At 63.4% G+C, this 23983-nt stretch carries 20 protein-coding genes and 1 pseudogene; 9 read left to right on the top strand and 12 right to left on the bottom strand.

Going from position 1 to position 23983, the window contains the following annotated elements; all coding sequences use genetic code 11:
• Positions 1–3: 3 nt before the first annotated feature.
• The 4 genes from CO656_RS21050 to CO656_RS21035 all read right to left on the bottom strand — a co-directional run bounded on the left by CO656_RS21050 (position 4) and on the right by CO656_RS21035 (position 6114).
• Positions 4–1131, bottom strand: a complete 1128-nt coding sequence (locus CO656_RS21050) for an ABC transporter permease (protein ID WP_097526999.1) — start codon at positions 1129–1131, stop codon at positions 4–6.
• Entirely contained in the window at positions 1128–2141 is a 1014-nt protein-coding gene (locus CO656_RS21045) for an ABC transporter permease (protein WP_037421567.1), read from the bottom strand. Before CO656_RS21045 ends, CO656_RS21050 begins: the two co-directional genes overlap by 4 nt.
• 114 nt (positions 2142–2255) lie before the next feature.
• Positions 2256–4337: an ABC transporter substrate-binding protein gene (locus CO656_RS21040; protein WP_097526998.1), complete on the bottom strand. Its 2082-nt coding sequence runs from the start codon at positions 4335–4337 to the stop codon at positions 2256–2258.
• Between the two features lie 304 nt (positions 4338–4641).
• Positions 4642–6114, bottom strand: coding sequence for an alpha-glucosidase/alpha-galactosidase (locus tag CO656_RS21035; protein WP_097526997.1), 1473 nt, complete (start codon positions 6112–6114; stop codon positions 4642–4644).
• A 196-nt stretch (positions 6115–6310) separates the two neighbouring features.
• On the opposite strand from CO656_RS21035, the gene CO656_RS21030 reads away from it, so the two are divergent.
• Positions 6311–7246, top strand: coding sequence for an AraC family transcriptional regulator (locus tag CO656_RS21030; RefSeq protein ID WP_097526996.1), 936 nt, complete (start codon positions 6311–6313; stop codon positions 7244–7246).
• 68 nt (positions 7247–7314) lie between these two features.
• Positions 7315–8361: a LacI family DNA-binding transcriptional regulator gene (locus CO656_RS21025; RefSeq protein WP_037421557.1), complete on the top strand. Its 1047-nt coding sequence runs from the start codon at positions 7315–7317 to the stop codon at positions 8359–8361.
• Here the strand turns inward: CO656_RS21025 and CO656_RS21020 are convergent.
• Both CO656_RS21020 and CO656_RS21015 read right to left on the bottom strand, forming a co-directional pair.
• Positions 8358–8771: a type II toxin-antitoxin system VapC family toxin gene (locus CO656_RS21020; protein ID WP_097526995.1), complete on the bottom strand. Its 414-nt coding sequence runs from the start codon at positions 8769–8771 to the stop codon at positions 8358–8360. The two genes, CO656_RS21025 and CO656_RS21020, sit on opposite strands and share 4 nt — an antisense overlap.
• A complete protein-coding gene (locus CO656_RS21015; RefSeq protein WP_097526994.1) occupies positions 8768–9010 on the bottom strand; it encodes a plasmid stabilization protein in 243 nt (80 codons plus the stop codon). The genes CO656_RS21020 and CO656_RS21015 overlap by 4 nt, the downstream gene beginning before the upstream one ends.
• A gap of 163 nt (positions 9011–9173) precedes the next feature.
• Between CO656_RS21015 and CO656_RS21010 the strand changes: the two genes are divergently transcribed.
• The 7 genes and pseudogenes from CO656_RS21010 to CO656_RS30885 form a co-directional block, all read left to right on the top strand.
• Positions 9174–10448 (top strand): sugar ABC transporter substrate-binding protein, encoded by a 1275-nt coding sequence (locus CO656_RS21010; RefSeq protein ID WP_097526993.1) that lies wholly within the window; start codon positions 9174–9176, stop codon positions 10446–10448.
• Positions 10449–10645: 197 nt separating this feature from the next.
• Positions 10646–11545, top strand: a complete 900-nt coding sequence (locus CO656_RS21005; protein ID WP_037421549.1) for a sugar ABC transporter permease — start codon at positions 10646–10648, stop codon at positions 11543–11545.
• On the top strand, positions 11542–12363 hold the full coding sequence (locus CO656_RS21000; protein ID WP_037421546.1) for a carbohydrate ABC transporter permease: 822 nt from the start codon (positions 11542–11544) through the stop codon (positions 12361–12363). Before CO656_RS21005 ends, CO656_RS21000 begins: the two co-directional genes overlap by 4 nt.
• An 8-nt stretch (positions 12364–12371) precedes the next feature.
• Positions 12372–14636, top strand: coding sequence for a glycoside hydrolase family 2 TIM barrel-domain containing protein (locus tag CO656_RS20995; protein ID WP_097527037.1), 2265 nt, complete (start codon positions 12372–12374; stop codon positions 14634–14636).
• Positions 14633–15706: a sn-glycerol-3-phosphate ABC transporter ATP-binding protein UgpC gene (gene ugpC / locus CO656_RS20990; RefSeq protein WP_097526992.1), complete on the top strand. Its 1074-nt coding sequence runs from the start codon at positions 14633–14635 to the stop codon at positions 15704–15706. Before CO656_RS20995 ends, ugpC begins: the two co-directional genes overlap by 4 nt.
• Positions 15707–16430: 724 nt before the next feature.
• The gene (locus CO656_RS20985; protein WP_097526991.1) at positions 16431–17018 is read left to right on the top strand and encodes an isochorismatase family cysteine hydrolase; all 588 of its coding nucleotides are present in this window, start codon (positions 16431–16433) and stop codon (positions 17016–17018) included.
• Between the two features lie 103 nt (positions 17019–17121).
• A pseudogene (locus CO656_RS30885) lies at positions 17122–17258 on the top strand (plasmid stabilization protein); the annotation flags it as partial.
• Positions 17259–17306: 48 nt separating this feature from the next.
• Here the strand turns inward: CO656_RS30885 and CO656_RS20975 are convergent.
• The 6 genes from CO656_RS20975 to CO656_RS20950 all read right to left on the bottom strand — a co-directional run bounded on the left by CO656_RS20975 (position 17307) and on the right by CO656_RS20950 (position 23953).
• Positions 17307–18074, bottom strand: a complete 768-nt coding sequence (locus CO656_RS20975) for an SDR family NAD(P)-dependent oxidoreductase (RefSeq protein WP_097526990.1) — start codon at positions 18072–18074, stop codon at positions 17307–17309.
• 149 nt (positions 18075–18223) lie between these two features.
• On the bottom strand, positions 18224–19468 hold the full coding sequence (locus CO656_RS20970) for a Gfo/Idh/MocA family oxidoreductase (RefSeq protein ID WP_097526989.1): 1245 nt from the start codon (positions 19466–19468) through the stop codon (positions 18224–18226).
• A gap of 18 nt (positions 19469–19486) precedes the next feature.
• Positions 19487–20506: a LacI family DNA-binding transcriptional regulator gene (locus CO656_RS20965; RefSeq protein ID WP_097526988.1), complete on the bottom strand. Its 1020-nt coding sequence runs from the start codon at positions 20504–20506 to the stop codon at positions 19487–19489.
• Positions 20503–21459 carry an ABC transporter permease gene (locus CO656_RS20960; RefSeq protein ID WP_097526987.1) on the bottom strand — a complete coding sequence of 319 codons (957 nt, stop codon included), beginning with the start codon at positions 21457–21459 and terminating at the stop codon, positions 20503–20505. The genes CO656_RS20965 and CO656_RS20960 overlap by 4 nt, the downstream gene beginning before the upstream one ends.
• A complete protein-coding gene (locus CO656_RS20955) occupies positions 21456–22448 on the bottom strand; it encodes an ABC transporter permease (protein WP_097526986.1) in 993 nt (330 codons plus the stop codon). Before CO656_RS20955 ends, CO656_RS20960 begins: the two co-directional genes overlap by 4 nt.
• Complete coding sequence (locus CO656_RS20950; RefSeq protein ID WP_097526985.1) at positions 22448–23953, bottom strand: sugar ABC transporter ATP-binding protein; 1506 nt, start codon at positions 23951–23953, stop codon at positions 22448–22450. The genes CO656_RS20955 and CO656_RS20950 overlap by 1 nt, the downstream gene beginning before the upstream one ends.
• Positions 23954–23983 lie beyond the last annotated feature (30 nt).

Raw genomic sequence — 23983 nt, 5'->3', positions numbered from 1 at the left:
TCCTCAATAGGGGTCGATTGCGTCGCGCAGGCCGTCGCCGAGCGCATTGAAGGCGAAGACGGTGACGAGCACGAAGGCGACGGGCGAGAGGATCCACGGATAGGAGCCGATCGCCGAATAGTTCGCCGTGTCCTGCAGCATCAGCCCCCAGGAAATGAGCGGCGGCTTGACCGCAAAGCCGAGGAAGCCGAGAAAGGACTCGAGCAGCACCACCTGCGGAATGGCGAGCGTCACGGCGACGATCACATGGCTCATCACGTTCGGGAAAATGTGCTGGAAGATGATCCGCCGGTCGGTTGCGCCGATGGCGATCGCCGCCCGCACATAGTCGATCCGTGCCAGAGCCAGCGTCTTGCCGCGCACCTCGCGCGACATCTGCGCCCAGCCGAGCGCCGACATGACGATAATGACGAAGGCGAGGAAGACATTGGTCGGTGCCGTCACCGGGATCAGCGAGGCGAGCGCCAGATAGAGCGGCAGTTGCGGGAAGGCTAGCACCAGCTCGACGAAGCGCTGCACCCAGGCATCGAAACGCCCGCCGAAATAGCCCGACACCATGCCGACCGTGGTGCCGACCACGGTGACGATCGAGACCACCGTCAGCGCGATGATCAGCGAAATGCGCGAGCCGTAGAGGATGCGCGACAGCACGTCGCGGCCGAACTTGTCGGTGCCAAGCAGATGCACCGGCGTGCCGTCGACGGCGCCGAAGAGATGGCGCTCGGCCGGAATCAGCCCGAAGAGCCTGTAGGGGGCGCCCTTCACAAAGAAGCCGAGGAGCTGCGGATTGTCGTAGTCGGGACCGATCATCGGCTGAAAGGTGATCGGGTCGAGCTCTTCCCCCTCCCGAAGTGGATAGCTCCTCGGCGGGAAAACGAAGTTGCCGTCCTTGTCGCGGAAGCTGATCGCCTGCGGCGGCGCGAAGGCGACCCCGGTCGCCTTCGGATCCACCGGCGACAGGAAATCGGCAAAGATCGCCATGAGGACCAGCAGGCTGACGAGGATCAGGCCGAGCAGGCCGGTCCAGGAGCGCTTCAGCCGCCGCCAGACGAGGGCGGTATAGCTCTCGTGGTGATGCTTTTCCTCCGGGTGCATGGCGACCGGTACGGTGCTGTGGGCTTCGATGGTCATGCGTAGGCCCCTCCTCCCATGCGCACGCGCGGATCGAGCGCGGCGAGCAGCATGTCGGCGATGATGTTGCCGACGATCAGCGTTGCCGAGAGCACCAGCATGAAGGTCGCGGTAACATAGACGTCGCCCACCCACATGGAGCCGACGATCGCCGGCCCGACGGTCGGCAGCGCGAAGATGATCGCCGTCTCGATCTCGCCGGTCAGCATGTAGGGAAGCACGACGCCCTGATACATGATGAGCGGATGCAGCGCGTTCGGAACGGCGTGCCGCATGACGACGGCGCCTTCGCTCAGGCCTTTCGCGCGAGCCGTCTCGACATATTGCGCGTTCAGCGTGTCGAGCAGGTTGCCGCGCATGACGCGCATGTTGTAGGCGAGCCCGCCGAAGGTGGCGATCGCCACGACCGGCCAGACATGCTTCACCAGGTCGACGAACTTGTCCCAGGACCAGGGCGCGCCGCCATAGCGGGCCGAATGGAAGCTGTTGATCTCGCTCACATTGAAATGGAAGACGAGGATATAGACGATGATCAGCGCCATTAGGAAGCGCGGCACCGTCATGCCGAGGAAGGAGACGGTCGAAAGCAGGCTGTCGACCCATGAATATTGCCTCGTCGCGGCGAGAATGCCGAAGCCGATGCCGATCACCGACGCAAGAATGTGGCAGACGAGCGCCAGCGCTAGCGTGCGCGGCAGGCGCTCGCCGACGACGTCGGCAACCGGCTTGTTGTAGTAGAGGCTGTGGCCGAAATCGCCGCGCGTCACGATACCGGTCACCCAGTTGACGTATTGGAGCGGCAGCGGCTTATCGAGGCCGTGCTCCTTGCGATAGGCCTGCGCCTGGGCGTCGGCTTCTTCGAAGGAGGCGCCGCCCTGGTTGATCAGCTGCGAGCGGATATAGTCGCTATAGTCGCCGGGTGGCGCCTGGATGATGGCGAAGGTCACCACGCTCAGGACGAACAGCACCGGAATGGCAGAGGCGACGCGGACCAGCAGAAATCTGAACATGGCCGTTTCCTTCTGTCGGTTTTCCATTGGCGGTGCCGGCACGGCCGGCCACGCCAGGGAGTGAAGGGCTATCCTCCCGGCCCATAAGGTCAGGGCCGGGAGAGACGATCACGTTCAGTTGCTCGGGCCGCTTTCGCCGGGCTTGCCGGGAAGCTGCTCGGCATAGAGCTCGTAGTCGCCCTGCTTGTCGGCCGGTACGAAGACCCGCTCGCGGATGATCGTGTCCTCGGCCCAGTTGAACATGAAGATCGGCGCGCCAGGAGGAATGTTCGAGAACCGCTTGTTGATGATCAGCGCCCCCGGATATTCGGTGAGCCCGACGGTATCGACATTCTCCGTCGAGACCTTCTGGAACTGCTTCATCAGATCGGCGCGCGCCTCGTTGTCGTTGCTCGCGATGAACTTGTTGACGATGTCGACGAGTTCCTGCTCGTAGGGCATGAGGTCGACCTTGCCGCTTTCCGGCGCGCGGTGGTGCCAGCTGGTGCGCGGGCCGGTCGGAGCGAGCTGCGTCGTGTTCTGCACGACGGAGGTCAGCTCCTGGTCGTTGCGGCGGATCAGCCAGTCGAATTTGCCCGCATACTGTGTCGCGTCACGCTTGGTGCCGTCGACCGAGTTCAGGACCACCTTGAGCCCGAGCTGCTCCATCTGGCCGATCAGGCCTTCCGCAAGGTTGCGGTCGGTGCCGTAGTCGGAGTTGACGAGCATCACGATCTGCACGTCGGCCCCGCCGGCGGTGCCTTCAGGGAAGTTGACGAAGCCGTTGCCGTCGGTGTCCTTGAGGCCGACCTTTTCGAGGAGCGCCTTGGCGCCTTCGAGGTCGAACGGATAGTAGATAGTCGAGTTCCGATCATAGAAGCTCGTACCGGAGGAAAGCCCGCCCGGATAGATCGCCGTGAAGGGGCCCTTCACCAGCGCTTCGCCGAGCTTCTTGCGATCGACCGCCATGGTGACGGCCTTGCGGAAGTCGAGATTGCGGTTGAGTTCGCGGACCGCCTGGGCGCGTTCGTCCGGCTCTCCCCAGCCATTGGCCGAGTAGTTCATGCGCAGATTGTAGCCGATGACGCGCGGGCCAAAGGCGAGCCGGGCCGGCGCCGCTTCGTTGGCCGCTCGCTTCAGCGATTCGACGAAGTTTTCCGGCTGTTCGAGGTTGGAGAAATCGCCCGATCCGGCGATCGCCTGAACGTCGCGGTCGGCCCAGGTCGACAGCTTGTAGTGCACTTCGTTGAGGTAGGGCAGCTGGTTGCCGGCCTCATCCACCTTCCAGTAGTAGGGATTGCGGCGCAGCACGATGATGTCGTCCGGGCGGTAAGCGACCGGAACCCAGGCGCCCATCACCGGAATGTTCATATATTCCGGCGGGAAGCCGTTCTTGTACTGGTCATAGGTCGTGCCGGCATATTTCGGATGCTTGGTCTTCAGGATATGCGACGGGCCGGGGCAGAAGGTGCCATAGGCCATGGCATAGAGATGCTGGCGCGGGAAGGCCTCCTTGAAGGTCCATTCGACCGTGTACTGGTCGATCTTCTTGAGCGTCGTACCTTCGCCGAAGGTCTCGGGCGTCGCGCCGTTCAGCGGCGATACATTCGGATCGACGACATTGTCATCCCAGTAGAACATCACGTCGTCGGCGTCAAAGGGATCGCCGTCCGACCATTTCGCACCTTCGATCAGGTGCATGATAAGCTTGTGGCCATCCTCAGACCACTCCCAGCTTCTGGCGAGGTTCGGCAGCGGCTCGACGTCGCTGGCTTCCACCTGGTAAAGCGGCGCGGTGCGCGTCAGGCATTCCGACATGCCGATGTCGATGCCGCCCCAGCCCTGGGTCTGGCCGGCGCTGTAGTTCCAGCCCTCGGGACGGCCGCCGATGACGTGGCGCATGACGTCGCCATAGACCCCCGTGCCGTCCGGCATGTTGCCGGCCTTGAAGACCATCGGCTCCTTCGGCAGGCGCTCGGCGACGGGCGGCAGCTTGCCGGTCTTGACGAATTTCTCGGTTACCCATTCCGGCTCTTTGTATTCGGGCAAAGCCTTGAACTCGAGAATGGAGTCGCGCGCCACATAGGTAATCTTGCCCTGCGCCGGCACCGGCGGCTGCTCGGGCACCACGGTCGGTTCGGATGCGAAGGCCTGCACGGCGAAGGCGGATATGCCGATCAACAGGCTTGCCGTTGTTGTCAGTCGATGCGTTTTCATTGCCTCAGGTTCTCCCTCCTGTGTTCGCCACGCCGGGACGGGTGGCGCTCCTCCTTGGCCACGTGCACCGCGTCTCCTCACGCGGATGTGCTCGGGGCGTTATTTCAATAGGGCCGCTGGTTACCGGTTTCGGTCCGGGATCGCCCCTCATCCGGCCTGCCGGCCACCTTCTCCCCGCAGGCGGGGCGAAGGAGAGTCGCGGCGCCGGATCAGGTCCCCCTCTCCTCGCCTAGGAGAGGGTTAGGGTGAGGGGCGTCCACAAGCCAGAGATGGCCGCTGTCACCATCATTCAAGTCTCCGACGCCTACCCGGCGGCGCGCAGCTTCGCGGCTTCCTTCTCGGCGCGGATTTCCTCGATGGAGCGCACCTCGCGCCGGGCGGCACCCGTCCACTCGCGGGTCTTCACCGTCGACCGGGCAAGCCGATCCTTTGCCGCCTCGACGGCATGGGCGTATTGAGGCAGCCACTCAGCCTGGGCAACGACCATTTCGTCGACCATCTGCCAGACCTCCTCCGGCGTGCAGATCGCGCCGACCAGCGGATCGTGCAGCACCGCCAGCTTCAGAAGATCGATGTCGCCGGTGATCGCCGCATGGACGGACATGCGCTGGACATTGATCGACGAGATGCAGGTGGCGGCACAGGCCTCGGGAAGCGTGATGCCGGACACCATGTTAATGCCGAAACGATCGACGAAGCCAGGAGATTCGATGATCGCATCGGCCGGCAGGTTGGTGATCACGCCGTTGTTCTTGAGGTTGAAATGACCGCGATAGACACGGCCCGTCTCCAGCGCCTCCAGGATATGGCTTGCGTGTTCGTTCGAGCGCTTGATCGTATCGAGCGGCTTGCCTGCCTCCTCGAGGAAGCGCGGATATTCCGTCTCGAACCAGTTGCGGGTCTCGGTCGAATAGCGCAGATAGCCGCCGGTCTCGCCATGGATCCAGTCCGACATGTCGATCCACTTCGTGATCTCGTCCGGCCGCTTGCGGTACCAGGGCAGATATTCGGAAAGATGGCCGTTGCTTTCCGTCGAATAGACGCCGAAGCGCTTCAACACATCGATCCTGAGCTTTTCCTGCCTGGAGAAGACCGGATGCGCCTCGAAGGCGGCGACGAGTTCGTCCTTGCGGATCTTGCGGCCGTTCAAACGAACGTCGATGAACCAGGTCTGGTGGTTTATGCCGGAGCAGACATAGTCGAGCTCGCCCTCCTTGGCGCCGAGGATTTCGGCAATCTGCTCGGCGCCATGCTGGACGCCGTGGCAGAGGCCGACGGTGTCGACCTTGCCGTATTCGATCGCCGCCCAGGTGTTCATCGCCATCGGATTGGCATAGTTCAGAAACTTGGCGCCCGGCTCTGCCACCTCGCGGATGTCCTTGCAGAAGTCGAGGATCACCGGAATGTTGCGCTGGCCGTAGAGGATGCCGCCGGCACAGATCGTGTCGCCGACGCACTGGTCGACGCCGTATTTCAGCGGAATGCGGATGTCGTCCGCATAGGCCTCGAGCCCGCCGACCCGAACGCAGCTGATGATGTAGCGGGCGCCTTCCAGCGCCTTGCGACGATCGGTGGTTGCGGTGACCCTCGTCGGCAGTCGGTTCGCTTCGACGATCCGGTCGAGGATCGTCTTGATCATGCCGAGGTTGTGCTCGCTCAGATCCGTCAAGGCGAACTCGACGTCGCGGAGCTCCGGCACGGACAGGATGTCGGTGAAAAGCTTCTTGGTGAAACCGACGCTGCCGGCTCCGATAATGGCGATCTTGAAGCTGCCCATTTTCGTTTATGCCTCCTCGCAATGGCGATCTTCGCGCAATAAGGGTAAAATCAATTCATCGAATTGATTCAACCGCGATCAGCGGGCCGTCCTCACCGAAAACCCTTCTTCGAACGCCGGTTGCCCTGGCGTCTTGCGCGATCTGTGGCCATTATGTGTATAATCCGAAGCGCGACTAGAGAGGGATTGTGCTTTCATGGGTAATTCTGTGCTGCAGCAGTTGATCGTCCGGGGGCCGGTGATGCGGACCGTTTCGCTGCCGCGGGGAAGGCAGAGCCTGCACACCATGCCGACGAGCACCGGCTACGAGACCAGGACCGACGGCAGCTACGACTGGGATGGCCGAAAGCGTGGCCAGACGCCGTTCACGGTGCTGCAGCACACGATCGGCGGCGCCGGAAACTTGCGCTACGAAAACCGCACCTATCGCGTGCGGGAGGGCGAAACGCTGCTCCTGCTGGTGCCGCACAATCACCGCTACTGGCTGGAGGACGGGGGGCGTTGGGAATTCTTCTGGATCTCGATGAACGGCGAGGAGGCATTGCGCATCCATCGTTCCATCCTAACGGTCACCGGGCCGGTCCTGAAGCTGCAGCCGGAGACCATCGAGCACCTCGCCGACTGCAGCCAGCGGCTGATCACCGGCGGCGAGACGCCCGGCCGCGCCTCGGCGATCGCCTATGAGGCGGCAATGGCGCTCTATGACGACGTGTTCGGCTCGCACCCGGTCTTCAGCGAGGAATACCGGACGATGCATCACGTCATCGATCACATCATGGCGAACCTCGAAAAGCCGCTGCCGGTCGAGGAACTCGCCCGCGTCTCCGGCTTGAGCCGCGCCCATTTCTCGCGCGTCTTCGCCGCAAGCGAAGGCATGCCGCCCGCGGAGTTCGTGCTCCAGAAGCGGCTGCAGCGAGCGGTGAAGCTGCTGACCAAGACGGCCGACCTGCCGGTCAAGGAGGTGGCCATTCTCTCCGGCTTTGACGACCCTAATTATTTCGCCAAGGTCTTCCGCCGCGTCTTCGGCGCGAGCCCGACCGAGTTCCGCACCACCGGCATGTATGCGAGCGTGCCGGCCAAAACCCGGAAGACAAGTGAGCAGGTGACCACGCTCGTTGCTGCTTGCGATTGAAATCTGCGCGATAAAATTTTACTAAACAAGATGCGCAAAGACGCGGCTGACTGGCGGGACGTAAGAGAATGGTGACAATCAAGGAAATCGCGGCGGCCGTTGGCGTGTCGTCGGCGACCGTGTCGCGGGTCCTGAACTACGATCCGACCTTGTCGATCTCCACCCGGAAACGACAGGCGATCATCGAAACCGCCGAAGCGCTGAACTATGCGACGCCGCGCAACCGCAGCCGGGCAGCCGCTCAAGGCCTCGGCGTCGGGTTGAAGATTGCGCTCGTGCATTTCCTCGAACCGGCCCAGGAACTGGCCGACCCCTATTATGTCGGCGTGCGGCTCGGCATCGAGAGCCGCTGCCAGGCCCTTAAAAGCGAGATCGTCAAGATCGTCCACACGGGAAGCCCTCCGGAAGCGGCGATCCTTGAGGCGGCCTCCGGCGTTGTTGCCGTCGGCCACTACTATGGCGAGGCGCTCGAATGGCTGCGCCGCCACAGCCGCCATCTCGTCTTTGCCGACTACGCGCCGGCGGGCGACACCGACGACAGCGTCCTGAGCGACGTCGCGATGTCCATGACCCGGCTGCTCGGCGCGGTGCACGCCATGGGCTATCGCCGGATCGGCTTCATCGGTTGGATCGACGCGTTTCACGAGCCCGAAAACATTTATTCGGAGCGTCGCTGCCGCACCTATATCGAGTGGATGACGAAGGCCGGGCTCTTCGATCCGGATCTGTGCCTCGTCGAACGGATGACACCCGATAGCGGCTACGCGCTCGCCAGGGCGATGCTGTCGAATCCCAACCCGCCGAAGGTGCTGATCACCTGCAACGACAACATGGCACTCGGCGCCTATCGGGCGATTCACGAGATGGGCCTGAGAATCCCCGAGGATGTGGCGGTCGCGAGTTTCAACGATATTCCGGTGGCGCAGTTCCTCGGGCCGCCGCTGACCACCGTCAAGATTCCGGCCGAACTGATCGGCGAAACCGCCGTCGACCTGCTCCTCGAGCGGCTGTCCGGACGTGAGGTCGCCAAGAAGGTGGTCCTCGGCACCGAGATCGTCTGGCGCGGCAGCACGCCGGCGCCGGTCGAGGCCCGGATGGCGGTCGGCGCGCTCTAAAAGTCCCAGGGGGAAATCAGATCCAGTCCGGTCGTCGCAAAATTCGCGAGATTGCGCGTCGCCAAGCGGCCGCCATTCACCCTGGCGATAGCGGCGATCAACCCGTCAGGCGCGGACATAACGCGACCTTGCCTCGACGCCGTACCCATGATCTCGCCGTAAGCCATTGCCGCCTCCTCCGTCAGGCCGAATACCCGGTCGGCGAAGCGCTGCCGCCAGTCGGCGAGGCCTTGCTGCAGGCGCTCAGCGCGTTGATCCGGCATTATCTTTTGAATGCCGTAGGCGATTTCGGCGATCGTCACGGTCGGGAGAGCCAACTCCGCATCGTAGCGGACGAGCCAGGCGATCACCGCCTCGGAGGGGGTTTTGCGCAGCGTTTCCGAGATGACGTTTGTGTCTACGAGGATCAAAGCTCGAGACCCGTGTGAGGCTTGCGCCCGTCCTTGATCACGGACTCGAGGTCTGTACCGTAGTTCTTGGACAAGCGCGCATAGAAGGCACCTGCAGGCTCTCGGCCCGCCTCTCTGATTTCATATAATTCGAGAGCACGCTCGACAATGTCGGCGATCGAGCGGTTTTCTCGGCGTGCGAGGCGGTGCGCCAGATCACGCGCCTTTGCACTGCGTACCGAAAGCTGCGGAGCGGCCATGTTGGTGCTGCCTTGGTGTCTTAGACAAGCACCTCTTAGGCACTCCAATCTTCCAAGTAAATATTTACTGAAAATCTTGCATCACTCTCGATTTTAGGAAATACTCCGCCTCCGGAGACAGGGAGGAACTGTCTCGGGGAACGAACCTTGAGGGAGGAAATTCATGGATATTTTCGCGCGCGGCCATCTGTCGCGGATCGCCGCTCTTGCGCTCGCAAGCGCCAGCTTGCTCGCGGTCACCGCCGCCGAGGCCAAGGAAATCACCATCTGGTGCTGGGATCCGAACTTCAACGTCGCGATCATGAAGGAAGCCGGCGCTCGCTATACCAAGACGCATCCGGACGTCACCTTCAACGTCGTCGATTTCGCCAAGACCGACGTCGAGCAGAAGCTACAGACCGGCCTTGCCTCCGGCACCGCCGACGCCTTGCCAGACATTGTGCTGATCGAGGACTACGGCGCGCAGAAATACCTGCAATCCTTCCCCGGCGCCTTTGCGGCCCTCTCCGGCACCGTCAACTATTCCGGTTTCGCTCCCTACAAGGTGGAGGCGATGACCGTCGACGGCCAGGTCTACGGCATGCCCTTCGATTCGGGCGTCACCGGCCTCTATTACCGCAAGGACTATCTCGAGCAGGCCGGTTTCAAGCCGGAAGATATGCAGAACATCACCTGGGATCGGTTCATCGAGATCGGCAAGGAAATCGAGGCGAAGACCGGCAAGAAGATGATGGGTCTCGACCCGAACGATGCCGGTCTCGTCCGGATCATCACGCAATCGGCCGGCCAATGGTATTTCGACAAGGAAGGCAAGCCGAACATCACCGGCAACGCGGCGCTTAAGGCGGCGCTCGAGACGGTCGGCAAGATCATGTCGGCCAATATCTACAAGCCGGCGAACGGCTGGTCCGACTGGGTCGGCACCTTCACCTCGGGCGACGTCGCCACCGTCGTCACCGGGGTGTGGATCACCGGCACTGTCAAGGCGCAGCCGGACCAGGCTGGCAAATGGGGCGTCGCTCCGATCCCGGCCCTGTCGATCGAGGGCGCGACGCATGCCTCGAACCTCGGCGGATCGAGCTGGTACGTGCTCGAAAGCTCCGCGGAAAAGGCCGAGGCGATCGATTTCCTAAACGAAATCTACGGCAAGGACATCGATTTCTACCAGAAGATCCTCCAGGACCGCGGCGCCGTCGGCTCGCTGCTCGCAGCCCGTAGCAGCCCGGCCTACGAGGCGGCCGATCCCTTCTTCGGCGGCGAGAAGGTCTGGCAGAACTTTTCCGATTGGCTCGCCAAGGTGCCGTCGGTGAACTACGGCGTCTTCACCAACGAGGCGGATCTCGCCGTCACGGCGCAGCTGCCGGCGCTGACCCAGGGCATGCCGGTAGACGAAGCACTGAAGGCGATCGACGCCGAAGTCGCCGGGCACATCCAGTAGCCGGGAAAGCGAGCAGGGGGCATACAGCGCCGTGCGTCTTATCAGACGCACAAAGGACGCTGTAGCTCTTTGAATTGCTTCATGTTTTATCCTTACATCGGCACGATTGAAGGAAACATGCAGGGCCTGCCGCTCTACAGTAGGCCGTGGCGGCTTAAGCCACGGCCAGTGATTCCCTGTTAATCATGAGGTTGACGATGGCTCTCGCCCGCCGCGGCGGCATCGGCCGATATTACGACGTCAATGGCTGGCTCTTCGTCGCGCCGGCGCTCGGGCTGATCGGCCTGTTCATGGTCTATCCGATCTTCTGGTCGCTCTGGATGTCCTTCCAGGCCGGCCGCGGCATGATGATGAAGTTCGCAGGCTTCGCCAACATCATCCGTCTGTGGAACGATCCGGTCTTCATCAAGGCGCTGACCAACACGATGACCTATTTCATCGTGCAGGTGCCGATCATGATCATGCTCGCTCTGATCCTGGCGTCGATCCTCAACAATCCGCGGCTCGTCGGCCGGGCGTTCTTCCGCACCGCCATTTTCCTGCCCTGCGTCACCTCGCTGGTCGCTTATGCGGTGCTCTTCAAGGGCATGTTCGCGCTCGACGGCATCGTCAATTCGACGCTTCAGGCGCTTGGAATCATCGCCTCGCCCATTCCGTGGCAGACGCATCCCTTCTGGGCGAAGGCGCTCGTCATCATTGCCATCACCTGGCGCTGGACCGGCTACAACATGATCTTCTATCTCGCGGCGCTGCAGAACATCGACAGGTCGATCTACGAGGTCGCCCGCATCGACGGCGTTCCGGCCTGGGCGCGTTTCACCCACATCACCATCCCGCTCTTGAAGCCGGTCATCCTGTTCACCACGGTGATCTCGACGATCGGCACGCTGCAGCTCTTCGACGAGGTCTATAACCTCACCGAAGGCAAGGGCGGCCCGTCGAATGCGACGCTTACCCTGTCGCTCTACATCTACAACCTGACCTTCCGCTTCATGCCGAATTTCGGCTATGCGGCGACGGTTTCCTACGTCATCGTCGTTTTCGTCGCCATCCTCGCCTTCCTGCAGTTCTTCCTGGCAAGGGAGCGCGACAAATGAGAGCGAGTCCCGCCAACATCGCCTCGGCCGTCCTGACCTATGGCTTCGTCGGGCTGATGGCCTTCCTTTCCGTCTTTCCCTTCATCTGGATGGCGCTCGGCGCCACCAATTCCTCGATCGACATCATCAAGGGCAAGCTCGCGCCGGGTGAGGCGCTGGCGACCAACATCGCCAACTTCTTCACCCTGGTGAACGTGCCGCTGGTCTTCTGGAATTCGGCGAAGGTGACCATCTTCGCGACCGTGCTCACGCTGGCCGTCTCGTCGCTTGCCGGCTACGGCTTCGAGATCTTCCGCTCGCGTCACCGCGAGCGCCTCTATCGGGCCATGCTGCTGACGCTGATGATCCCGTTTGCGGCGCTGATGATCCCGCTCTTCATCATGATGGGCAAGATGGGCCTCATCAACACCCACATCGCCGTCGTGCTGCCGACGATCGGCTCGGCCTTCATCGTCTTCTATTTCCGTCAGAGCACCAAGGCCTTCCCCTCGGAGCTGCGCGACGCGGCGAAAGTCGACGGCCTGAAGGAATGGCAGATCTTCTTCTATATCTATGTGCCGGTGATGCGCTCGACCTATGCGGCCGCCTTCATCATCGTCTTCATGACCGCCTGGAACAACTATCTCTGGCCGCTGATCGTCCTGCAGTCGAACGAGACGAAGACAATCACGCTGGTGATCTCGTCGCTCGCCTCCGCCTATTACCCCGACTACGGCGTAGTCATGGTCGGCACGATTCTTGCGACGCTACCCACCCTCGCCGTCTTCTTCTTCATGCAACGCCAGTTCGTCCAGGGCATGCTGGGCTCAATCAAATAGGAATCATGATGCGCTCCGTCACCTCATTCAACGATTCATGGGTCTTTTTCGAAGGCTTCAATGCCGCCGATGCCGGCAAGCTCAAGGCGGGCGAGCCCGTCAGCCTGCCGCACAACGCCGTCGAGCTGCCGTTCAACTATTTCGACGAGACCTGCTATCAACGCGCCTTCACCTATCAGAAGATGCTTGCCTGGAGCCCGGAATTCGAAGGCCGCGAGGTTTCGATCGTCTTCGACGCGGCGATGGCCGATGCGGTCGTCTATCTGAACGGCGAGGAGATCATCGCCCACAAGGACGGCTATACGCCCTTCGAAGCGCGGCTGACCGGCAGGCTCCGCAAGGGCGACAACCTGATCACCGTCAAGATCGACGGCAGCGAGAACCCGGAAATCCCGCCCTTCGGCGGGCGGATCGATTATCTCACCTATGCCGGCATCTATCGCGACACATGGCTGAAGCTCACCGACCCGGTCGCGATCGGCAATATCAAGATCGAAACCGGCGACGTGCTCTCCGACGCGAAGTCCGTCACCATCCGCTGCGATCTCGCCAATCCGCAAGGCCTCGCCTTCGCCGGTACCGTGACGGCGCTCCTGAGGGATGCCAATGGCGAGCTTCTGGCCGAAGCCATCGGCGAGACCCGGGGCGAGAGCGTCACGCTGGAAATGACCGGACTCAAGGGCCTGTCGCTCTGGGACATCGACCATCCGGTGCTCTACCAGGCTGAAGTGCAGCTCAGGACCGATCACGGCCGCGACCTCGTCGCCTCGCATTTCGGCTTCCGCACCGCCGAGTTCACGGTCGAGGGCTTCCGGCTGAACGGCCGGCCGCTGAAGATCCGCGGCCTCAACCGCCACCAGGCCTTCCCCTATGTCGGCTATGCCATGGGGCGCACGGCGCAGGAACGCGACGCGGAACTCCTTAAGCACAAGCTTCACTGCAATCTCGTCCGCACCTCGCATTATCCGCAGTCGAAATGGTTCCTCGACCATTGCGACCGCATCGGCCTGCTCGTCTTCGAGGAAATTCCCGGCTGGCAGCATATCGGCGGCGAGGAATGGAAACAGGAGTCGATCCGGAACGTTCGCCGTATGATCGAGCGCGACTGGAACCACCCGTCGATCGTCATCTGGGGTGTCAGGATCAACGAGTCGCAGGATTCGCATGATTTTTACGTCGAGACGAACAAGCTCGCCCGCGAGCTCGACCCGACCCGGCAAACCGGCGGCGTGCGCTACATCACCGACAGCGAGTTTTTGGAAGACGTATACACGATGAACGACTTCATCCTCGGCAACGAGGAACTGCCCGGCTCGAACCGGCCGCGCACACCGCTGCGCCCGCAGCAGGAATGCACCGGGCTTTCGCGCAAGGTGCCTTATCTCATCACCGAGTTCGGCGGCCACATGTACCCGACGAAGATCTACGACCAGGAGCAGCGGCAGGCCGAGCATGTCCGCCGACATCTCGAGGTGCTGAACGCGGCGCACGGCGATCCGAGCATTTCCGGCGCGATCGGCTGGTGCATGTTCGACTACAACACCCACAAGGATTTCGGCTCCGGCGACCGGATCTGCTATCACGGCGTCATGGACATGTTCCGCGAGCCGAAATTCGCCGCTTACGTTTACGCGAGCCAGTGCGACCCTTCGGAAGAAGTGGTGATGAAGCCGGTCACCTTTTGGGCCCGCGGCGAGCGCAATATCGGAGGCGTGCTGCCCTTGATCGTGCTCACCAACTGCGACGAGATCGAACTGAAGTATGGCTCGCTTACCAAGCGCGTCGGCCCAGACCGCGAGACCTTCCCGCATTTGCCGCATGCGCCCGTGGTCATCGACCATCGCCACTTCACCAAGGACGAGCTCGGCGTCTGGGGCATGAAGTGGGAAAGCGCCGAGTTCACCGGCTTTATCGGCGGCAAGGCTGTTGCCCATCTGCAAATGGTCGCCGATCCGCTGCCGACGACGCTGGCAATCGAGGCCGACAGCAAAACGATCCGGGCCGAGGGGCGCGACAGCGTGCGCGTCATCGTCCGCGCCCTCGACCAGGTCGGCAACATCCTCCCCTTCCTCAATGACGCGATCGACATCGAGGTCAAGGGGCCGGCGCGGCTTCTCGGGCCGGGCAAAGTGATCTTCCAGGGCGGCTCGACCGGCTTCTGGCTGGAATCGACGGGAGCTGCCGGCGACATATTGGTAAGCGTGAGCTCTTCGCGCCTCGGTACCGCGAAGCTCGAGCTCGCCGCCACGCCCGAAGGAGCGCAGCGCGCATGAGTGAACTTCAACTCAGCAACGTCCGCAAGTCCTATGGCGGCCTGGAAGTCATCAAGGGCGTCGATCTCGACATCAAGTCCGGCGAGTTCGTCGTCTTCGTCGGCCCGTCTGGCTGCGGCAAGTCGACCCTGCTCCGGATGATCGCCGGTCTCGAGGAAATCACCTCCGGCGATCTGACGATCGACGACATGCTGATGAACGATGTCGATCCGTCTAAGCGCGGCATTGCCATGGTGTTCCAGTCCTATGCGCTCTATCCGCATATGACCGTCCGCGAGAACATGGGCTTTGCCCTGCGCTTCGCCGGCGTCTCCAAGGTCGAGATCGAAAAGCGGGTGATGGAGGCGGCAAACATCCTCGAGCTCGGGCCGCTGCTCGAGCGCAAGCCGAAGCAGCTTTCCGGCGGCCAGCGCCAGCGCGTGGCGATCGGCCGGGCGATCGTCCGCCACCCGAAGATCTTCCTGTTCGACGAACCGCTGTCGAATCTCGACGCGGAGCTGCGCGTCCACATGCGCATCGAGATCGCGCGGCTGCACAAGCAGCTCGCCGCCACGATCATCTATGTGACGCATGACCAGGTCGAGGCGATGACGCTCGCCGACAAGATCGTCGTCATGCGCGCCGGCGTCGTCGAGCAGGTCGGCTCGCCGCTCGACCTCTACGACGATCCCGCCAACCTCTTCGTCGCCGGCTTTATCGGCTCGCCGAAGATGAATTTCCTGAAGGGGGTGATCGAGACTGACGATGGCGAAATCTATGCGCGGCTGCCGGATTATGCCGACACGAAAGTTCCGGTCGCTCTCACGCGCGTGGCGCCCGGAACGCCCGTGACGGTCGGCATCCGTCCCGAACACTTCAAGGAGCAGGGCTCGGCAAGCCTCGACCTGGCGATCGACATGCTGGAGCATCTCGGCGGCGAGACCTTTGCCTATGCCCGCCACGGCAATGGCGAGCTCGTTGTGATCGAAACAAAGAACGGCCGCGGCCTCAAATACGGAGACCGCATCGCCGCCCGCTTCGATCCGGCCTGCGCCCTGGTGTTCGACGAAAATGGCAAGCGGTTGAGATAGCGGTTTTGGGGGAGCGCTACTCCTCTCCGCTCGCCGGCGCCGGCCCGGCGCCTTGCCCGTCATCCGCAAATGGGTACCCGGCCGGGGGGTCGGTTACCTTAATTACCTTGCGCTACTGCTCCTCCATGCGAGTCACCAACGGGGATCAGAATGGTAGAGGCAGTTTCGGCGGGGACGACAAGCGCGATCTCGACGTCCAGCACAAGCAGCACCGTCTTGGAGCTCAAGGCCCAACTGGCGGCCAAGCAGGACGAGTTCGCGCGCGAAAACCGACGATGAGAAGTCGAAGATCAATTCCGAGCTTGCCAAGCTGAAAGCTGCGCTCGCGAAGGCCGAAGCCAAAGACGACGGCAGAGGCGGCACGGACAGCACCCCCGCGACCAATGCAGGCGAATGTGTCGGTGACGGCGGCGGATCGCGCCGCACCGGAAAGCGAGCTCACCAGCGCCGCGAGTATGTGTTGATGGGGCTCGCCCAGGGCGTGACCGCCGATGAGGGCGAGAACAGCGAGAATGGTCAGCCCTCACGGCCGGCGCTTTCGCGGAGACCGAAAACGACGACGGCAAATAGCGCAGTCAAGCTTCGATGACGAAGCTGCTGTATCGGCGCCATCAGCCGACCGCCAAGCAACGGATCTCCAAACTCTTGTGGAACTGCACTTCACTCTTCGAGTTCTTAAGCACATCGCTCGGTGCCTGCCGTCAGAAGGAGCGCGGAGAACGACATGAACCAGGAGAAATGGATCCACCTGTGCATAGACGTGCAGCGGATGTTCGCCGAGAACACCCCTTGGCACGTGGCGTGGATGCCCAAGGTGTTCGACCAGGTCGTCGAGGTTGCCGCTCGTTTTCCGGAGCGCACGATTTTCACGCGGTTCGTGCCGCCACCCGCCCCGGAGCAGATGCCCGGCATGTGGCGGGCCTATTACGAAAAATGGCCGATGATGACGACCACCCAACTGGACCCAGAACTCGTGGATCTGGTTCCGGACCTGAAGAGATTGGTCCCGCCCGGACGCATCTTCGACAAGGCCACCTATTCCCCCTGGACAAGCGGCCGGCTGCATCGCGCCCTCACTGATCAGGACATCGGGACGCTGGTCGTGACGGGAGGAGAGACGGACATCTGCGTCCTCGCCGCGACCCTCGGAGCCGTCGATCTCGGCTACAAGGTCGTTCTGCTGAAGGACGCGGTGTGCAGTACCACCGATGAAACGCACGATGCATCGCTCGAACTTCTGGGCAACCGCTTCTCGGCTCAAGTGAAGGTCGTGAACACCGAAGAATGGTTGTCGTCGGGCGGCGAAGTCTAGCTATCGGACTATGCCAAGTCGGGGCGAAACGAGGAGGCTGCACCTCCGTTCCTTCTGCAGCATCTTCCGCCTAAACTGCAGTCATTGATGATAGGAGCGATCCGTGGCCAGCATGACGATACGCAATCTCGATGACGCGCTGATGCAAGGTTTGCGCTTCGCGCGGCGGCACATGGGCGGTCCATGGAGGATGAGGCTTGCGACATCCTGCGCGCTACGCTGTCGACCGTTGAAGAGCGTCCGCGGAGCCGATCTGGCGACCCGTAACCTCGGCGACTTCACCGTGACCTACCGCGCCCCCATCCTCAGCGCCCCGTCGAGGCGGATGACCTCGCCGTTCAGCATGTCGTTCTCGCAGATATGCCGCACCAGTGACGCATATTCGCCCGGCCGGCCGAGGCGCGGCGGGAAGGGCACGCTCTTGCCGAGCGAGTCCTGCACCTCCTGCGGCATGCCGGCCATCATTGGCGTTTCGAAGATCCCGGGCGCGATCGAGACGACGCGGATGCCGGAACGGGCGAGTTCCCGGGCGATCGGCAGCGTCATCGCCACGACGCCGCCCTTCGATGCCGCGTAAGCCGCCTGGCCGATCTGCCCGTCGAAAGCGGCAACCGAAGCGGTATTGACGATCACGCCGCGGCCGCCTTCGAGATCCGGCTCTTCCCTCGCGATCGCCGCGGCGGCAAGCCGGATCATGTTGAACGTGCCGATGAGATTGATGCTTATCGCGCGGGCGAAACTGTCGAGCCGGTGCGGCCCGTCGCGGCCGAGCACCTTTTCACCGGGCGCGATGCCGGCGCAGTTGATGAGCCCGTGCACATGCCCGAAGCCGTCGAGCGCCGCCTGCACCGCGGCGGCGCCGTCCGTCTCGCTCGTCACGTCGGTGCGCACGAAGCAGGCGCGGTCACCAAGTTCCGCGGCGATCGCGGCGCCTGCCTCCTCATTGACGTCGGCAATAACCACCTGAGCGCCTTCGGCAACGAACATCCGCGCCACCGCCGCCCCAAGTCCGGAGCCGCCGCCGGCGACCAGGAAAACCTTGTCGAGGATCAGCATGGCCGCGCTCCGCCCCCTCGGTTAGCCGAGTTTGTCTGCATCCTCTTATCCTCCCGTCGCTTTGGCTGGTCATTCTCCGCCGGCCGAATCCTCTGCAGGGACTATAGCCAGACGCACCAGCGCAGGCGACCCCGAATGGGAGGATGCCTTTATGCCCCCGTGCGCGCCACCAGCGGCACGTAATTCTCAAGCTCCGGCGCCGGGAAATGCAGGGTCGCGCCGATTTCGGCCGAGCGGTAGAGCCCCATCAGGATCTCGACGACTGCAAGGCCGTCCTCGAAGGTTTCAAGCGGCTGGACGCCCTTGCGGAAACACTCGACCATGTGCCGGTTCTCGTCCGTATAGCCATAGACGCCGGCTTCATCCTCGAGCACCGGCATCAGCCCCTGTTCGGCGTTCTGCTTCTCGACAAGGTCCTCGCCCTCGGAGCCTTGGACCGCCCGCGACAGGAAGATCTTCAGCCCCGTGCCGAGCGAATTGTATTCCAGCGCATATTCGGGGCCAAGCAGCTCAAGCTGGATGCGTAATCCGGCGCCGACGTAGGCCCAGGAGGTTGTCGCCTCGATCATCAGCTCATTGCCCGCCTCGTCCTCGAGCCTCACGGTCGCCCGGGCGAAGTCCTCCGAGGGGCGGTTGCGGTAATCGACCTCGCTCCCGTATCGCTGCCGCAGCTGATCGGCATAGTTCGGTCGGGTCCATTTCAGGTTCGCGACGGTTCCGTTGACCGACTTCACTGTGAGGGAATTGCGCGGCGCGCCCGGCGCCGTCAGCAGATGGCGCGCCACCTCGACACTGTGGCACATCATGTCGGACAGCACGCCGCCGCCCTGCTTGTCGCCCTGCCAGAACCATGGCTCGTGCGGGCCCGAATGCTCTTCGGCGGCGCGCGCCAAATAGGGTCGGCCCGTTGTCGAAGCGGCGCGGCGCCAGATGATCTCCTTGCCGCGCAGCACCGGGGTGCAGAACACCTGGTTTTCGAGATAGCCGTGGTTAAGGCCGGCGTCCTCGGCGAGACGCAGCATCTCGCGGGCCTCGGCGACGGTGCGCGCCAGCGGCTTCTCGCAGGCGACCGCGAAGACGCGGCTGCGGCCCGCCTTGATCTCCGCGTGAAGCGCCCGCATCACCTCGAGCCGCGTATAGTTGGGCGAGAGGATCCAAATTGCATCGACATCCTCGGCCGAGAGGAGATGGTCGAGGCTCCCATGGGTGCGGCAGCTGCCGAGCTCCAGCGCCCTGACCTCCTCGGCGAAGCGCTCGCGGTTTTCGGCCTTGCGGCTGTAGACGCCGGTCACCTCCACATGGCGCACGCCGAGGAGCGATTGCAGATGGAAGCGGGCAATGAAGCCGGTTCCGACAAAGCCGACGCGCAGGGTCTCTTTCGGTAGTGTGGTCATTCTTCCCTCCCCAAATCGCTATGCGTGCGGCGGTGCCGTGCTGCCTCTGATATTGAGCGCCGTCGGCAGCACGATCGGTTCTCCGCCGTCGAGGCTACCGCCCGAAAGGATGCTGAGCAAAAGGCCCATCGCCGTGCGGCCGATCTCGGCACGCGGCTGTCCGACGGTCGTCAGCGGCGGATAGAAGGCCTTGCTTAGATAGAGATCGTCGAAACCGACGACCGAGACCTCGCCGGGCACGTCGCGCCCCATCCGCCTCAGTTCGTGGGCGGCGCCATAGGCCATTTCGTCATTGGCGACGAAGAGCGCCGTGGGCGGCTCCGGCAGGGCAAAAAGTGAGCGGCAGCAGTCCTGGCCGCTTTCGAGCAGAAAGTTGCCGCGCACCTCGTAGCCGTCCGGGATCGCGAGGCCGGCTTCGCGCATGGCAAGCCGGTAGCCCTCGCGGCGGTAGAGGCTCATCGGCTCGGGAACCGGCCCGCTGATATGGGCGATCCGCCGGTGCCCGAGGGAAATCAGATGCTCGACCGCCTCGCGCGCGGCCCCGACATTGTCGACCTGCACATGCGGCAGTCCCGAACCCTCGATCATTTCCAGCGCTACCACCACCGGCAGGTGGCTCCAGCTGCCCGTGCGATTTCCGCCCGGCGGCGGCAGCTTGCCGGTCATCAGGATCATGCCATCGGCATGGCCGTCGCGCAGCATGTCGAAATATTCGATCTCGCGCACCGGATCGTTCTCAGTATTGCCCATCAGCACTGCATAGCCGGCTTCGCGCGCCGTTGCCTCGACGCCTTTCAGGATGTCGAGATAGAAAGGGTTGCCGACGTCGCGCACGACAAGCAGCACCGCCATCGATTTGCGGGTCCTCAAATTGCGGGCGGTGACATTGGGGCGATAGTTGAGCTCGCGTGCCAGATCATGGATGCGCTGACGGGTCTTCGCCGTCACCAGCGCCGAGTCGGAAAGCGCGCGCGAGACCGTGGCGACCGACACTCCGGCCTTCTCGGCAATGTCCTTGATCTTCGGCCGGTCCCTCATACGCGCATCGCCCGGCCCCGGCCATAGAACATCATGAGGAGAAGAAGCGTCGCCCCGAACACCATCTGCCGGCCGGATTCGTCGATGTTCACGGTGGTGAGAATTCCCTGCAGGATGACGAGCAGGAAGGCGCCGGCCATGGTGCCGGTATAGCCGCCCTTGCCGCCGGCAAGCGAAGTGCCGCCGAAGACGACGGCGATGATCGAGGTCAGCGTGTATTGCTCGCCCACATTGGCGAAGGACGAGCCGGAATAGCCGAGCAGGCATAGCCCGGCGACGGCCGCGAACATGCCGGAAATCATGAAGAGCGCAACGCGCATCAGCCTCACTGGGACGCCGGCCATATAGGCCGCGTGCTCGTTGGAGCCGATCGCATAGATGCGATGGCCGAAGACGGTGCGGTTGAGCATGAAGGCCATTAGGATGCCGATCGCCACCCACAACCAGATGATCCCAGGCACACTGAGAAAAAGCGGCTGGGTGACGAAGCGCGACAGAGCGGGTGCGGCCTGACCGGAGGGAATGCCCATGCGGATGACGACGAGGAGACCCTGTAAAACGCCGAGCATTCCGAGGGTCATCACCAGCGGCGGGATGCGCAGCAGCGTGATGCCGAGGCCGTTCAGCAGCCCGAAGAAGGCGCCGGCCACCAGGCAGGCGGCGATCGCCGGTAGGATGCCGATATCGGCACCGTCCATTACGTTGCCGGCGATGATCGCCGACAGCGATACGACGCCGCCGACCGAGAGATCGATGCCCTCGCGCCCGCCGAGGATGACGACATTCTGGCCGGCCGCGACGATGCCGAGCAGCGAGGCGACGATCAGGAGCCGCAGGATCTGCGCCCCGCTGGCAAAGCCCGGAGACAAAAGTTCGCCGAGATAGAGGAGCAGGACGATCAGCGCGAGCGCGACGACGATTGGCCGGCGGAGGAAAGACATCACCCTGCTCATGGCCGCGACCTCCGTCCGGCAAGCACGCCGGCCATCAGGACGATGAGGATCGCCAGGCCCTGGACGAAATTCTGCCACTCCGAAGGCGTGCCCATGAAGAAGACCACCGAACTGATGAGGCCGATCGTCAGCGCGCCGAGGAGCGAGCCGACCACGGTCCCCCATCCGCCAGAAAGGGCGCTGCCACCGAGCACCACCGCGGCGACGCTGAAAAGCGTCATCTTGCCGCCGACCAACGGATCGCCGCTTGCCGTGTCGCCGGTGATGCAGAAGGCGGCAAGGGCGGAGAACAGGCCGCAGAGCAGATAGCCGCGGATCCGGATAGCCACCACCGGCAGTCCGGTCTGGTAGGCCGCCTGCCGGTCGTCGCCGACGGCGAGCAATTGCGTCGCAAGGCGCGTGCGGCTCAACACCGCAAGCAGCACGACCAGGCCCACGAGGATATAGAAGACGAAGGGCAGCCCGAGCAGCAGGCCGCCATAGGTGCGCCAGAAGATCGTCGGCGCCGGCGTGCCGGCGACCGGCAGGATGTAGAGCGCCAGGCCGGTAAAGAAGATGCTGGTCGCGAAGGTGGCGACGATCGCCTGGAGCCGCAGCGCCGCGACGACGAGCCCGTTGACAAGGCCGCAGGCAAGCCCCAGCAAGAGACCGATGGCAAGCGCCAGCAGCACCGCGCCGGCGCCTCCCCCCCAGCGCTCCATTAAAACGACGATCGCGACATTGACGAGCGACAGGATCGAGCCGGCGGAAAGATCGATGTCGCCGGCATAGACCACATAGGTCTGGGCGATCGCCAGCAGGATCAGCGCCATATAGGTGCTCAAAAGCCCGGTCAGTGAGCGGTAGCTGAGGCTGTTCGGCGAAAAGACGCCGTTCAAGGCAAGCAGCACCAGGACGATGGCGAGCGCCGGCAGGAAAGGATAGCGCTCGAGCAGTCTGCGCAGGCCGCCGGCGCGCCGATATGTCGAGCTGGTTGCGATCTCTGCCATCAGGCGGCCTCGTAAGCGGCTTGATAGAGGTTGTAGCGGGTGCGCTCCGGACCGGTGAGTTCCCGGCTGACCGAGCCGCCGTTGAAGACCAGGATGCGGTTGGCATTGCCGAGCAGCTCGGCATCCTCCGAGGAATAGAGGAGGATGCCGAGCCCCTCGGCCGCCAGTTGGCGGATCAGCGCGAAGAGATCGGCCTTGGCCGAGAGGTCGATGCCCTTGGTCGGATCGTCGAGCAGGAGCACGACCGGCCGGTCGATCAGCCAGCGGGCGATGATCACCTTCTGCTGATTGCCGCCGGAGAGCGAATTGATCGGATGGAAGAGGCTGGCAAATTTCGTATGCATGCTTTCGAGCGCCGGCGCGACCCGCTCGCTGAGCTTCGATGGCCTGGCGATCATCAGCCGGTCGCGCAGATAATGGATGGGCGTGACGTTTTCGATGATCGGCCGGCCACTGATGACGCCGTCGCGGCCGCGATCGCCGGAAACATAGGCGCAGCCGCGCCGGATGGCGTCGCGAGGACTTGCCGCATCGAAGCGGTCGCCGCCGATCAGGATTTCGCCCGACGAAATCGAGCCAGCGCCGAAGATCGCCCGGAGCAGCGCCGACTGGCCCTGGCCGTGCAGGCCGCCAAAGCCGAGGATTTCGCCGCGCGCCACTTCGAAGCTGATATTTCGGAAGCCGGCGCCGGAAAGATTGCGGACCGTGAGGGCCGCCCCGTCCTTGGCGTCGACGGCGGCCGGGGCCGAGGACTGCGAGGCCGGCATGTCGCCGGCGCCCCCGACCATGAGGCGGATAACCGTACCCGCATCGGTTTCATTGAGGTTGAGCGTGGTGATCGTCTCGCCGTCGCGGATGATCGTCACCCGGTCGCCGATCGCCTTGATTTCGTCCATGCGGTGCGAGATGAAGATGATGCCGCGGCCGCGCCGCTTCAGGTCGCGCAGGATTTCGAAGAAGCGCTCGACCTGGGCGCGGTCGAGCGCCGAGGTCGGCTCGTCGAAGATGACGAGCGGCGCCTCGCTGGCGAGCGCCTTCATGATCTCGACGAGCTGGCGCTGGTCGGGGCGAAGGTTGCCGACCAGCGCATCGGCGGAAAAGCCATCGCCGGAGACGCCGTCGAAGAGCGCTATGTAGCGCGCCGCCCGCTCTTTCAGCGCCGACCGATCGACGAAGAGCCCGGCCATGGCCGGCATCGCGGCAAGGCAGATATTCTCCTCGACGCTGCGGTGGGCGGCGAGGCTGAGCTCCTGATAGAAGATGCCGATCCCCTGCGCCCGGGCCGAACGCGGGCCGGTGATCGTCACCGGCGTGTCGTCGATCAGGATCCGGCCCTCGTCCGGCCGCACACTGCCGGCGATGATCTTGCAGAGCGTGCTCTTGCCCGAGCCGTTCGAACCCATCAGCACATGGACCTCGCCGGCCAGGACTTCGAGGTCGCCGCGGCGGAGCGCCAAGGTCGCGCCGTAAGCCTTGCTCACGCCGTTCAGTTTCAATTTCGACATGGACTGCGTCCGTTCCGATCCCGTGGTCGA

The organism is Sinorhizobium sp. FG01, from assembly GCF_002531875.1.
GTDB lineage: Bacteria > Pseudomonadota > Alphaproteobacteria > Rhizobiales > Rhizobiaceae > Sinorhizobium > Sinorhizobium fredii_C.
This window is presented reverse-complemented; position numbering and strand designations above follow the sequence as displayed.